Genomic DNA, 13488 nt, shown 5'->3' with positions numbered 1-13488 from the left:
CTTCTATGTCAATTATGGCTATGTCTGATGCCAGCATACTTTTTAGAACACCACCTAAAATTATTTGGCAAAACTCACATTACCACTCGCCAAATTGTTTGGATGGCGGATGACCACATTAGCTACCAATACTCTGGTCATAACCATCAAAGCATTCCATGGTCGGATGCCGTGTTTCACGTGAAACAAGCTGTCGAGCAAGAATTAGCCAACATAGGCATCAATGCTCATTTTAATGCTTGTTTGCTCAATTACTATCCGTCTGGCGCTGATAGTATGGGCTACCATGCAGACGATGAAGAAGAACTGGGAGATCAACCGATTGTCGCCTCGTTGTCACTAGGTGCCACCCGCAAATTTGTCTTGAAACATCAAAAAACCCAAGACAAAGTCGAACTCTATCTTGGGTCTGGACAGCTGATCGTTATGCATGGCGATACGCAACGCTTTTGGAAACACACCATCACTAAGACTAAAACGGTTTTCACGGGACGCATCAGCCTAACATTTCGGCAGATGCTTTCGGTTTAGTCAGCTTAGCCTGCTTTTAAAACGATCTTACCAAAAGTATCGCCTTTTTGTAGCTCATGATGTGCGGCTGCTACGTCTGATAATGGATAGCTTTTTTGAATATGCAACACTAGCTTGCCATCTGCCACCAGCTGTAACACTCGTCCCATATCTTCACCGTTTAACTGTGCCTTATAACCCAATACGTTTAAGGACTTTTGGCTACCCGCTTCTTTGAGCTTGTCTACCCAAATCGTTGGCAGTACGTACACATTACCTTTTGGTTTCATTACCTCGAGTGCGCGTACACCTGCCTCACCACCGACCAAATCTAGCAGCACGTCAGCTTGTAGCTCAGGAAATGCCTCATCTTTGGTGTAATCAATCCAACCTGCCAGCTTATCTTTAGCGATTAAGTCATCTAGTTTTTCATATTTCTCAGGCGAGCAGATAACTGTTACCTTAATATTATCCTCGGCAACTTTATTCATTAGCAGCTGAATGGCCAAATGACCAACACCGCCCGCTGGTGCATTGATGACAACGTGGTCGTCTTTTTTGATGTCAGCAAAGTCGATCAATTGTAGCGCAGTTTGTCCGATGCAAGGCAGTGCACCCGCTTGCTCCAACGAGACGCTGTCAGGTACTTTAGCAAGCAAACTGGCATCCACCGCGACATAGTCCGCATAGCAACCACCATCAAAACTCAATGCCGCCACTCTATCGCCCACCGCAAACTTATCACTCGTGCTATCCACCACGGTGCCCGCGACATCAAACCCTAAAGTCGCAGCATTGCCTGCATCAAAAGTATTTTTTTGAATCGCCTCTGCAGCCCAGCCTTTACCTTGACGGGTCTTATAATCAACTGGGTTAATACCTGCATAGGCAACCTTGATCAATACTTGGTCTGCCTGTAATTGAGGGATATCAACACCTTCTTGGTAACTCATTACCTCAGGCTCACCAAACTCGCGTATGAGCACTGCGTTTTGAGTCGGTGGTATGTCTAATTCGTTCGTAGCATTAAGCATCGTTATATATCCTTATAACTATTTATTGGTTATTTTCGATTTATTGGCTGTTTTCGCTCTATCGATTGAGGTTGTTTTACAAGGGCGCCAGTTCTGCGCTAATCGGCAAATGATCCGATAAGGTCGACCATGGTTTGCCACTGTGTATCCAAGCTCCCTTCACTTTCAAATTACGCACATAAATACGGTCTAAGCTCAGTACGGGAAGCTTTGCTGGAAACGTCGGTGACAACTTGCCGTGACAGTGCTTAAAGGCTTCTGTCATTCCTAAACTGGCAGCCAGTTTATCACAAGACATTTTTTTCCAATCGTTAAAATCTCCCGCCAAAATCAGCGGCTGATCCTCATCGATTTCATCACGGACATAGTGAGCAATCGCTTCGTATTGCTTGATGCGATCACGCTCAAACAGATTCAAATGTGCGCACAAAATCACAACAGGCTTTTCCCACCCTACCGGCTGAACTTCACAATGCAAGACACCACGCTGCTCAAGCTTGTTAACGGTGATGTTGACGTTGTGCTTTGGATCTAGAGGAAAACGGCTCAATACTGCATTGCCATGATGACCATGTTCGTATTCTGAATTCTTACCATAGCTGTTTTTCAGTTTTAAATACTCACCAAACCACTCATGTTGAGATTGGTCAGGGTACTCATTATATTGCATGTTTCGCTTAAGGTTGCGACCTTGTACTTCTTGTAAGCACAGCACATCTGAACCTATGATATCGAGCGCTCTAGCGATACCTTGTAGCTTGACTTGGCGATTCATCGGCGACATGCCTTTGTGGATGTTGTAACTGGTTAGCACAAAAGACGTTGTGGTAGTCATAGAGTTAGTCATCATAATTAAAATAAATTGAACATTGATTGTCTCGCCACACTGATTTCAAGTGCTCCCTAAATACTGTTTTTTGAGACGCTGATAACGCTGCTCGCTGCAATAACTGCTCATCAATTTTATAATCGCCACCGTAGTAGCCAGTCTTATCAACAGGTAGCCCTGTTTTGGAATCACATATTGCCGAGTTACCACGGATAGCAAATTTTTGTTTACCTTCATACGTGATGATTTTCATTTCGTCGTAACTGACATCACCGCGACAGCCGAGATAATAAGGCACACTCACTTCGACAACCCCATCATTATCGATATCACTTATCACAGCGGTGTCTGCAGCATAGCTTGCGATGACATCCAATCCATCACAGGGGATATGGTCGTATATCTGCCATACTCGTCGCACTTGTGTACCCTCGATATTATATAAATGCGTGATCAGCTCATCTGAGGGTTGGTCGGGGCTATTGGCTTCACTGGAGTGCTGTAACTGAACCAAGTACTGATCCCCTTCTGTACTACTCCAAGAGCGAATAGCTACGATGTCTTTAAGACTTAGATCAAGTGTGTTGGTTTTGGCATTTGCTTGGTAGTAATCTTGAATGCCAGTTGGCAATTGACTCCATGACAAATGATCCACGGACATATTATTGGCATTTGGGTTCGCCATACTGGGACTAGCGCTCATCATCATCACAGTAATGCCAAACACTGAGACAGTCTTGCACACGTTTTTTTTCATTATTTAAAAACCTACTGCGCTGAAATAAAAGCGTTCGGCAAAAATTAAAGATGTGACCAATGCAAAAAGAGCATTGATTCTCATCGAACCAATACTCTCATATTATACCTATATGCTATCAATGGCTAATTCGTTGATGGTAGCCACTGCTAGATAGCGTCAAGAAGCTAGTGTCAAGAAACTAGTAACGAGTGACCAAGGCTATCGGTTGATCTTCGCCCATTATATCTTGCGGCATAAATACGGCTTGACCACCATTATGCATGACATGCTCAATGATTTCACCAATTGCGTCGTCTGTCACGCCGTCTGCAGCCGCGTCATCTGCTAGGCTTAGAGTCTGCGCTTTTTCATCAATCTTAGCGGGCTGCATATAGCCACGGCGCACATAGAGCGTCTCACCTACACCTTGGAATGCACTACGGTAGACTTCTTGTAAGTCGGTCTGTAGCATGCTCGCGCCACGAGCTTTGTCAATCTCACCCAGGGCTTCCTGATGTAACGAAGTACGATAGCCTTCGACAGCCTCTTGTACACTGTCAACGATATGCTGGGCGCTGCCGTCTTCTAGATTCGTCACGTTTGACACCGTGGCGATGATGTTGTCTGGACGATCACAGACTTCTTTGTAATAGCCGATGTTTTTGGCATCACCAACAATCACGAGGGGCATCTTATTTTCACCCCATAGCTCTTGGACGCTTTTATCGACTTGGTTAAAAAACTCTTGCAGATAGCTGCTCTCGTTGTTTGATGAACGGTCTGAACCACCACTGCCTGTGGTATATAGTCCGTTGTTTTCGACAGGAAATGCGATATTTTCCATATTGCTTTGTGCATCGTCATCTTTATCGAACTCTCTAATGACACGATCGTTGGATGCTTCGATCAGACGAGCGCTATCGCGCGTCAACACGACCGTATAATATTGAACAGCGCTTGCCATATCTCGTACGAGATCGCGAGTCGCGAAGCGGTCAGAAATCACGACACGTGCTTTGGTATCGATGGGCATGCGAATAGCTTTTACGTCATCAGTACTGGCAAATATCGCTAAGGTATCGAGGTTATAATTGTGGTTCAGCTCGTCAGTCTTGGCCTGAATGTTACCCAAGATGGTAGTAGCAGTACGCTTATCATATTCGTTAGTTAGACGTTCTTCGGCTACTTTCAGTTGGTTCTTTAGGGCAATGGGATCCTGTTCGTTGTCAGGGTGCTCGCGGTGAGTGCTGACAAAGATGCTGACTGCTGGATTGGCTTTGGTTTCGCGTAAGCTTTTAAGAGTCGCTTTCATATATCGCTCCTTGTTTTATTATCATTTACTTTTAATGTTATCGTTCTTGTTTATTGCTTACCGGATGCAGGGTTCATCATTTATAGCAACAGATACAGTCAGTTGTTATATTAGTTCTTGTGGACGCATACTTCTCGTAGAAGCGTACATAGTGCTTCAATGACTGCAAGTCGCTCAGACCCGCTGCACGTCTCGATTGATCATGTTTTGATCAATTACGTTTTGATTAACTGTGCCTCGGCTAATTTTTTGTCAATATGTTTGACAGGTTTTTGTACCTGACTATCTTCACCCTAACAACTAATCCTCACTGTCTGTAGGGTTAATTTGCAAGTAAATGATAGTACTTTGTAAAGATAATTAACTACCTTGTTGGAAGGTGCTTGTTGGAAGCTACACTCGGCAATGCTGAGGTTGTATTTTCGTCAAATGAACCCATATTTTGTATAACAACTGCCATTCACCGTTCTTACAAGTAGCAAAACTTATGTACGTACAGTTGGGCACAGCGTGCTCGTATACTCGAAACACGGCTGTGCGCAACCGCTGATAAGTAACTTACACAACCAATATAACGCTATACTCAACCAATAATAATTCATTCACTAATACCAGATATCGGATACCTTTATGACAGATACTTCTTCACAATTACGCCTTGTCGATTTTGATAATATCTCGCCAAGCGCACTACAAAATCAAGTCATCAGTGCTATCGATACTGCCAATGCATTTTTGGACGAAATGACCGCCAACACTGACGGTCCAAGCAACGATGCCAAAATCAACGCCAAACAAGCATTGGCAGATGTGTTGACCTTTGACCATATCAATTTGGATTTGGAGCGCAGCTGGGGTGTTTTATCACACCTTAATAGTGTAATGAGTAATGATGAAATTCGTCATATCCATCATGAGTTGCTGCCTAAGTTATCTGCATACAGCACACGAGTGGGGCAACATCAGCCACTCTTTAGTCGCTATCAAGCCATCGCAGAGGACACGGCATTTTTTGCTGCACTTGAACCAGCACGAGCACGTGCTATCGAGCTTGCACTGAAAAAGTTTGAGCTGTTAGGAGTATCGTTACCAACAGACAAACAAGAAAAATTTGCGGCTATTCAAAGCGAACTATCAACCCTGTCAGCGACATTTTCTGACCATATTTTAGATGCAACCCAAGCATATGCCTTGCCTCTCAAAAAAGAACAAATGGCCGGTTTAACCGAAAGTGGCTTGGCTTTGCTGGCGGATGCAGGCGAGCAATACAAAGCTCGTGAACTTGCTAATGGCACCCTCACCCAAGCTGATATCGACGCGTTACCTAGCCCTTATTATGTAGCAAGCTTAAATATCCCGGTTTATCTTGCCGTCATGACTCATGCGGATGATCGCAGTCTGCGCGAGACGCTGTACCGCGCTTATGTCACCCGAGCCTCTGAGTTTGACGAGCATACCAATGCTAAAGGTGAATCACTAAACAACGCTGATACCATGAGCCAAATCCTGCAGCTTCGTGAGCAAAAAGCTGCACTATTAGGTTTCAATAACTACGCAGAAGTGTCACTATCGACCAAAATGGCAGATAGCGTGGCACAGGTTGAAACCTTTTTGCGTGACTTGGCGACAAAAGCAACGCCAACGGCAAAAAATGATTTAGTGCAACTGCAAAAATATGCGCAAAACCATGGCATCGACGAACTACAACCATGGGATAAAGCTTACATCGCAGAAAAAGTAAAACAAAAAGAGTTTAGCTTATCGCAAGAAGAAATCCGCCCTTATTTTCCACTACCAAAAGTCCTTAGCGGATTGTTTACCGTCGTAGAGCGTTTATACGGTATCAAGGTAACAAAAAAGAGCGGCACGGACTCAGTCTCACGCTGGCACGATGACGTACGTTTTTATGAGTTGTTTGACGCTAACGATGATTTGCTTGGTGGCTTCTATTTTGATTTATTTACCCGTAGCGGAAAGCGCGGCGGTGCATGGATGAATGGCTTTCAGTCACGTTATACTTATGATGAACAAGACCATCAGCAGCTGCCAGTTTGCTTTATGGTTGGCAACTTCACGCCTGCCCTCGATGGCAAGCCAAGTCTATTGACGCACGATGAAGTATTAACCTTATTCCATGAGTTTGGTCACGGTCTGCATCATTTATTGACCCAAGTGACTGTCGGTGATGTCGCAGGCGTCAATGGTGTCGAATGGGATGCGGTCGAGCTGCCCAGTCAGTTTATGGAAAACTGGGCGTGGGATGCCGAAGGGATTGCGCTTATTAGCAGTCATGTCGACACGGGTGAGCCATTACCAAAAGACAAGCTTGCCGCCCTCCTCGCGGCTAAAAACTTTCAAAGCGGTGCACAAACCTTACGTCAAATCGAGTTTTCTCTGTTTGATTTGTTAATTCATGCACACACGCCAGCGCTTGACTACGACGGCATCTTAGCGACATTGAATACCGTCCGTAACGATATCGCTATCATGCAGACGCCTGACTACAACCGCTTTGCCAATGGCTTTAGTCATATCTTTGCAGGGGGTTATGCAGCGGGCTATTACTCGTATAAATGGGCAGAGTTACTCTCAGCAGACGCCTTTAGTAAGTTTGAAGAAGACGGCATTTTCAACCCAGCAACGGGTAAAGCTTTCCGTGAGACCGTCTTATCAGTTGGTGGCAGCTTCCCTGCCAAAACCAACTTTGAGAACTTCCGTGGCCGCAGTGCTAGCATTGATGCCCTGCTACGTCATAGCGGCTTTAGCCTTGCTGAAAATGATGATACCAAAACAACGCAAACTACTCGCGAGGTAATCTAAATGCGTTATCAGTCGTCACGACCCAAACGTCGCTTTTTAGCAGGGGTACGGTGCCCGAAATGTCAGGCATTAGACGCAGTGGTACAAGTGAATATCGTCACGCCAGCGCCTGATGAGTACATCGAGTGTACCCAGTGCGATCATATAGAGCGCCGCCCAGACCCTGATGCGATCAGTGCAAAAAACCATTTAGAGGATCAAATGGCACGTGACGCTATGACAACCGGAACTAGCGGCACCGTAAAATTTAAGCCTTAGCTGTCTAGGGCGTGTGTGATTATTCCACCATGGAACTAACAGAGAGTGTTTTTTAGACGACTTGAAGATAAAAAAGAGTAATTATCTTTACCTTATACGTCTACTTTTATCAATAAAGCGCCAAAAAATACTCCTGTTCCGGCTATTTATAAAAAAAGGGCTTAAAAAAGTCTGATACCAAAATTGTTCCATACTGCATTACAAATCTTGCAAAAGGGCCGGTCATGGCATTTCTACAATCAACCCACGCCCCTATCCTAAGTGGCAACGCTCAGTTATTTATCTTGCCCATCAACACAGCAGTTGTCCTGCTCGATCCCGTTCTCACACGAGCTAAAACCTCAATTGATAACACCTCCTAGTGCCTTTAGGTTGGAATACCGATACTTTGCCGTTACTGACTCAACATCTACAAGCTCTTCCCAAACTGTATATCGATATCCATTACTGATAAGCATAGAACTTTAGCGCCAAATACAACCTTACTTGGTGCATCGCTCAACCTGTAAGATTCGAAAAACATGACACCAAATCTAACTTCAATGCTATGCTGAATTGATGTTTACTGTCTGAAATGTACGATTATTTATCATCAGGATAAGGATACCCTATGAAAGCTCTTAGAACCCCCGACTCATGTTTTGCAAACCTACCGGATTACGACTTTGAACCACACTACCTAATGGTTGACGATAGTGAAGGCGGCGAACTGCGTGTACATTATCTCGATGAAGGTCCAAGAGATGCTGAACCTGTACTGCTGCTACATGGTGAGCCTTCATGGTGCTATCTGTACCGTAAGATGATACCGATACTGATAGACGCAGGTCATCGTGTCATTGCACCAGATCTTCCTGGTTTTGGGCGATCAGATAAACCAACTGTCCGTACTGATCATACCTATCAGCGTCATGTCGACTGGATGCAATCGGTACTTGATCAGCTAGAGTTGACGAATATCACATTATTTTGTCAGGATTGGGGTGGCTTAATTGGTCTACGCCTGGTGGCAGAAAACCCAGACAGATTTGCGCGAGTGGCAGCTGGCAACACCATGCTCCCCACTGGTGACTACGATCCAGGAGAAAGCTTCCGTAATTGGCAACAGTTCTCGCAAGATACTCCAAAGTTCCGAGTTGGCAGTATTATCAATAGCGGAACCACAACAGAACTCTCACAAGCAGTCATCGATGCATACAATGCGCCATTCCCTGATGAGTCGTACAAAGAAGGTGCAAGACAGTTCCCCATACTGGTCCCGATCACAACCGATGACCCTGCCACAGAAGACAACCGTGCAGCTTGGCGTACGCTAAGCAAATGGGACAAACCTTTTATTACACTGTTTAGCGACTCGGACCCTGTCACTGCTGGTGGCGATCGAATCATGCAAAAGCTCATTCCAGGCACACAAAATCAAGCACACACAATTATTGCCGATGGTGGTCATTTCTTACAAGAAGATCAAGGCGAAAATCTGGCCGCGCTACTGATTAAGTTTATTGCTGACAACCCGACAAGTTAAATAGAAAGAAACCTATAGTTGAAATACTTTAAAATTGCTACAGAAATGCTGGTGTCAATTTTTTTATAGCTTATGTCTGTGTAAGCATAGCAAGCAAGAAAAATTTGCACTAGCAGTACGTCCAGTGCGTATTGTACAGTCGATACAATCTAAAAGTCGTACAAGGCAACCAAGCGTAGATGTATATTTAATACTTTAAGCGAGGTTAACGCAGTAACGCTTTTATAGTGGACTGACTATAGCAGTATGACTTTTCACCGACTATATTTATACTTGCGACTGATTTTTACTTATCATTAGCATCCACAAAAAAGCCGCCTTGAGCACTTATAACAAGTGTCTCAGGGCGGCTTTTTATTTTTTTATTAGGTTAGGGCGTGTCCTAGAACAAGCTAATCATTCATAATTAGTTTTGCTCGACACCTTTCATGGTCAGTTTAATACGACCACGGTTGTCGACGTCCTGAACCAATACTTTAATCGTCTGACCTTCTTTTAGATAGTCTGATACATTCTCAACGCGCTCTTCAGCGATCTGTGAAATATGCACTAGACCATCAGTGTTTGGCAAGACGTTGACGAATGCACCGAAATCAACGATACGAGCAACTGTTCCTTCATATGTTTTACCGACTTCTACTTCAGCAGTCAATGCTTCGATCTTCGCGATAGCCGCTTTGGTCGCTGCTTTGTTTTCACCGAAGATACGAATCGTGCCACCATCATCGATATCGATCACTGCACCAGTCTCTTCAGTTAGCTGACGAATCATCGCGCCACCTTTACCGATAACGTCACGAATCTTATCTGGATTGATTTCGATAACTGCATAGTTCGGTGCATGTGCATTGATTTCAGTACGGCTCTCAGGCAGTACTTGATTCATCGCATCTAAGATATGGATACGACCAGCATGTGCTTGTTTAAGCGCTTGCTCCATGATGTCAGGCGTAATGCCTTCGATTTTAATATCCATCTGAAGGGCGGTGATACCGTTTTTAGAACCCGCAACTTTGAAATCCATATCGCCAAGATGATCTTCATCACCCAAGATGTCCGATAATACAGCGAAACGCTCGCCTTCTTTCACCAGACCCATCGCGATACCAGCAACTGGCGCTTTTAACGGTACACCAGCATCCATCAATGCCAAGCTTGCACCACAAACAGAGGCCATAGAAGATGAACCGTTTGACTCAGTAATCTCTGATACCACACGGATAACATACGGGAAGCGCTCACTGTCTGGTAGCATCGCCTGCACACCGCGGCGAGCTAGACGACCATGACCGATCTCACGACGTTTTGGAATACCTTCACGACCCGTCTCACCGACTGAGAAGTGCGGGAAGTTGTAGTGCAACATGAAATGGTCACGAATCGTGCCACCTAGTGAGTCAATCATGTTGACGTCACGGCTGTTGCCAAGCGTAGTAGTGACCAGTGCTTGCGTCTCACCACGTGTGAACAATGCTGAACCATGCGTGTATGGCAACATACCGACCTGCACATCAAGGGCACGGACTGTCTCAAGATCACGACCGTCGATACGTGGCTTACCCGACAAAATATTGTCACGGACAGTACGATATTTTAGATCATTATAAATTTCTTTTAACTCAGATACGGTATCAGCATAAGTCTCTGACTCAGCATCGCCAGCAAGTGTATCGATAATTGATTGCTTGATTTCATCAAGCTTGGTGTAACGATCTTGCTTATCAGTGATGGTATAAGCGGCGGCAACTTGGTCGCCAAACTGCTCTTTCATGCTGCTCTCAAGCGCTTTATCACGCTCAGCAGCCGCAAACTGCTGCTTAGCAGTACCAACTTCTTCTGCCATTGAAACGATGTTATCAATAACGATCTGTTGCTGCTCATGACCGTACAGTACTGCGCCTAACATTTGGTCTTCTGACAGCTCTGCTGCTTCAGACTCAACCATCAATACCGCAGATTTAGTACCAGCTACAACCAAATCCAAATCACTGGTTTCAAGCTGCTCAGACGTTGGGTTTAGAACGTATTCACCGTTCATGAAACCAACGCGAGCGGCAGCGACAGGACCATTGAATGGCGCATCGGAGATAGCCAATGCTGCTGAAGCACCAATTAGTGCTGCGATGTCTGCAGACTGAGTTTTATCTGACGATACAACAGTCGCTGTAATCTGGATCTCGTTAACGTAGCCTTCAGGGAATAGCGGGCGAATCGGGCGGTCAATCAAGCGTGACGTTAATGTTTCAAATTCACTTGCACGGCCTTCACGTTTGCCATAAGCACCAGGAATCTTACCTGCTGCATACATTTTTTCTTGATAATTTACCGTTAGCGGAAAAAAGTTTTGACCTTCTTTGGCTTCTGACTTTACGACAGCAGCTACTAGTACAGTAACGCCACCCATGTGAACCAAAATAGAGTTTGCCTGGCGTGCTACACGACCAGTTTCGATAACAACCTGTTGGTCGCCATATTGAAATTCACGTTTAATGGTATTAAACATTGTCATATATTCTTCCTAATGTTGACTGACAAAAAGTAATATCAGCATTGCGTACAGCTGATATTTGTCATTAAAATTCTTGTATATAATCACCACCTGACATGCAATTTTCTTGAATATCGCATCAATGGAGACTTATCTCATGACCTAGTTATTTCTTTTTATGTCTACTCTAGACATCTTACTTTTACGTATGTTTGGCTGTTCAAATACTGTCTGGCTATCAAATTTTATTATGATAAATTTGCACACAGATCCTGCATGTCGATCGTTATCTATGAGCGGGATTTTGATACTTCTCACTACCTTATCATCGACGATTTATAAAAGCACCTACTCTACTGGCAGTTACCATAAGAGCAACTAAGTTTTCAAACTTACAATGCAATATTTTACAGTGATTTATAGCGATTGACCAATTAATTCAAAACCCTTTGCCAACTGGCAGTAAGCGTTGATGAGTAATCATGCTATTAAGGCAAGGTCTATCACCGAACTCGCCCCTATCTTTAGATAGATCGCTTATCAGAGCAAGCCCGTTAAGCATAAAAAACGGCGTGAAACTATTCCACGCCGTTTTTAGAAAATCTATTTTGTCGATACTAACAAGCGTATTATATTAGAACGATACCACATCACAGCATGGCCGTTCTGAGTAACTACTTGCACTATCGCCGCCGTATTAACGACGTAGACCTAGCTGGCTGATAAGATCACTATAACGACCAAGATCTTTACCTTTTAGGTAATCAAGCAGCTTACGACGAGTGTTAACCATACGGATTAGACCGCGGCGGCTATGATGGTCAGCTTTATGCTCTTTGAAATGGTTTTGTAAGTCATTGATGCGGGCACTCAACAAAGCGACTTGCACTTCTGGTGAACCAGTGTCGTTTTCGCCACGTTGGTATTGAGCAATGATTTGTTCGCGATCAGTATTGGTTAGCATAGATATCTCCGGCAATGCTAAATGCTTTTAGATGTACTTAAATTTAAGCTATCTTTTTCAAAAGCACTAGAATAATAAATAAATTTACTTGTACGCCATTCAGGACAACCCTGCATTACTAGAGTTGACCTAGTGTACGACAAGCTCAGTCGATAGTAAGGACCATTCAAAAAATAGCTAAAGAGCAGAAAGTACCGCTTTGTATAAGCCAATTTCAAATGTGGCGGTGATTATAACAAAAAAATGCCGAATAAGCAGCAGTTTTACGTATTAGTTTTGCCCTTAAACGGGTATCTCTCAGAACGAATTTGAAGCCACAGTAATCTGATTCAGGAACTTATTTTTTGAGGTCGTCTTCAGTGGCGTTGTCACCAAGCTCATCATCCAAAGGTACGGTTGTCGCCTCTCCCAAACTATCAGGTGTGGCATCCTCTCTGGGATTAATGTCATCTGCAAGATTTTTTATTTCTTGCTCTTGCTTATCCATGTTGTTTTTAGAATTACTCATAATGAATCCTTAGTTGTCGTCAGTTATCAATTATTATCAGTTATTATTTTCTAATTGAGCTATTTAGTTATTAGCCAAAATTAGTTAGCCAAACTTGCAACGCTATTTTTTATTATTATTGTTTGCACTGACACGTTTAAATGCGAATCTTTGCATAAATAAGTTATCCATACAACCGTGCTATCAATCGTAATTGATAGCACGGTCAGTAATGATGGTGTAAGTATTATTTATCGTTCTTTGCGTCTTTTAGGTTATCGGCAATACGATCTACAGCTGCCTCTGAATCCTCGGTATGATTATCTTCAGTTTGGCTTTTGAGCGCCGCATTGGCTGAATCAGAACGCTGTTGTTCGATGTCAGTATCGTTTGGGTTAGGGTTAGCCATGGTATTCTCCTTGTTGTAGTGGCAACTGTCTGTGTTAAGTAGATCTAAACTTCGAGCATTAATTTAACATTTTACCGCAGAAATCCCCTACCTCTAAGGTAGTGGGATGAATG

The 13488-nt window shown here is 43.8% G+C and carries 13 protein-coding genes; 5 read left to right on the top strand and 8 right to left on the bottom strand.

Annotated features, from left to right (window positions below):
- Nucleotides 1-531 (top strand): alpha-ketoglutarate-dependent dioxygenase AlkB (locus L0J61_RS04030; protein ID WP_301465035.1); only part of this gene is annotated, 531 nt, incomplete at its 5' end.
- 5 nt (nucleotides 532-536) lie between these two features.
- On the opposite strand, the gene L0J61_RS04025 is transcribed toward L0J61_RS04030, so the two are convergent.
- The 4 genes from L0J61_RS04025 to L0J61_RS04010 form a co-directional block, all read right to left on the bottom strand.
- A complete protein-coding gene (locus tag L0J61_RS04025; RefSeq protein WP_301465034.1) occupies nucleotides 537-1544 on the bottom strand; it encodes an NADP-dependent oxidoreductase in 1008 nt (335 codons plus the stop codon).
- Between the two features lie 76 nt (nucleotides 1545-1620).
- Nucleotides 1621-2379 carry an endonuclease/exonuclease/phosphatase family protein gene (locus L0J61_RS04020; RefSeq protein ID WP_301465033.1) on the bottom strand — a complete coding sequence of 253 codons (759 nt, stop codon included), beginning with the start codon at nucleotides 2377-2379 and terminating at the stop codon, nucleotides 1621-1623.
- Between the two features lie 4 nt (nucleotides 2380-2383).
- The gene (locus L0J61_RS04015; RefSeq protein WP_301465032.1) at nucleotides 2384-3130 is read right to left on the bottom strand and encodes a M949_RS01915 family surface polysaccharide biosynthesis protein; all 747 of its coding nucleotides are present in this window, start codon (nucleotides 3128-3130) and stop codon (nucleotides 2384-2386) included.
- A 181-nt stretch (nucleotides 3131-3311) separates the two neighbouring features.
- A complete protein-coding gene (locus L0J61_RS04010) occupies nucleotides 3312-4424 on the bottom strand; it encodes a hypothetical protein (RefSeq protein ID WP_301465031.1) in 1113 nt (370 codons plus the stop codon).
- A gap of 630 nt (nucleotides 4425-5054) precedes the next feature.
- Here L0J61_RS04010 and L0J61_RS04005 point away from each other — a divergent pair.
- From L0J61_RS04005 to L0J61_RS03990, 4 genes are all read left to right on the top strand, one after another.
- Nucleotides 5055-7244 carry a M3 family metallopeptidase gene (locus L0J61_RS04005; protein ID WP_301465030.1) on the top strand — a complete coding sequence of 730 codons (2190 nt, stop codon included), beginning with the start codon at nucleotides 5055-5057 and terminating at the stop codon, nucleotides 7242-7244.
- Nucleotides 7245-7502 carry a YheV family putative metal-binding protein gene (locus tag L0J61_RS04000; RefSeq protein WP_301465029.1) on the top strand — a complete coding sequence of 86 codons (258 nt, stop codon included), beginning with the start codon at nucleotides 7245-7247 and terminating at the stop codon, nucleotides 7500-7502.
- Between the two features lie 224 nt (nucleotides 7503-7726).
- A complete protein-coding gene (locus L0J61_RS03995) occupies nucleotides 7727-7864 on the top strand; it encodes a hypothetical protein (protein ID WP_301465028.1) in 138 nt (45 codons plus the stop codon).
- A 248-nt stretch (nucleotides 7865-8112) separates the two neighbouring features.
- Nucleotides 8113-9027 carry a haloalkane dehalogenase gene (locus L0J61_RS03990; protein WP_301465027.1) on the top strand — a complete coding sequence of 305 codons (915 nt, stop codon included), beginning with the start codon at nucleotides 8113-8115 and terminating at the stop codon, nucleotides 9025-9027.
- A 406-nt stretch (nucleotides 9028-9433) separates the two neighbouring features.
- On the opposite strand, the gene pnp is transcribed toward L0J61_RS03990, so the two are convergent.
- The 4 genes from pnp to L0J61_RS03970 form a co-directional block, all read right to left on the bottom strand.
- Nucleotides 9434-11536, bottom strand: coding sequence for a polyribonucleotide nucleotidyltransferase (gene pnp, locus L0J61_RS03985; RefSeq protein ID WP_301465026.1), 2103 nt, complete (start codon nucleotides 11534-11536; stop codon nucleotides 9434-9436).
- A gap of 676 nt (nucleotides 11537-12212) precedes the next feature.
- On the bottom strand, nucleotides 12213-12479 hold the full coding sequence (gene rpsO / locus L0J61_RS03980) for a 30S ribosomal protein S15 (RefSeq protein ID WP_301465025.1): 267 nt from the start codon (nucleotides 12477-12479) through the stop codon (nucleotides 12213-12215).
- Nucleotides 12480-12816: 337 nt separating this feature from the next.
- Complete coding sequence (locus tag L0J61_RS03975; protein WP_301465024.1) at nucleotides 12817-12987, bottom strand: hypothetical protein; 171 nt, start codon at nucleotides 12985-12987, stop codon at nucleotides 12817-12819.
- Between the two features lie 226 nt (nucleotides 12988-13213).
- Nucleotides 13214-13375, bottom strand: a complete 162-nt coding sequence (locus tag L0J61_RS03970) for a hypothetical protein (protein ID WP_301465023.1) — start codon at nucleotides 13373-13375, stop codon at nucleotides 13214-13216.
- Between the last annotated feature and the right edge of the window lie 113 nt (nucleotides 13376-13488).

It is taken from the genome of Psychrobacter sp. (assembly GCF_030457785.1).
In the GTDB taxonomy this organism is placed as follows: Bacteria; Pseudomonadota; Gammaproteobacteria; order Pseudomonadales; family Moraxellaceae; genus Psychrobacter.
This window is presented reverse-complemented; position numbering and strand designations above follow the sequence as displayed.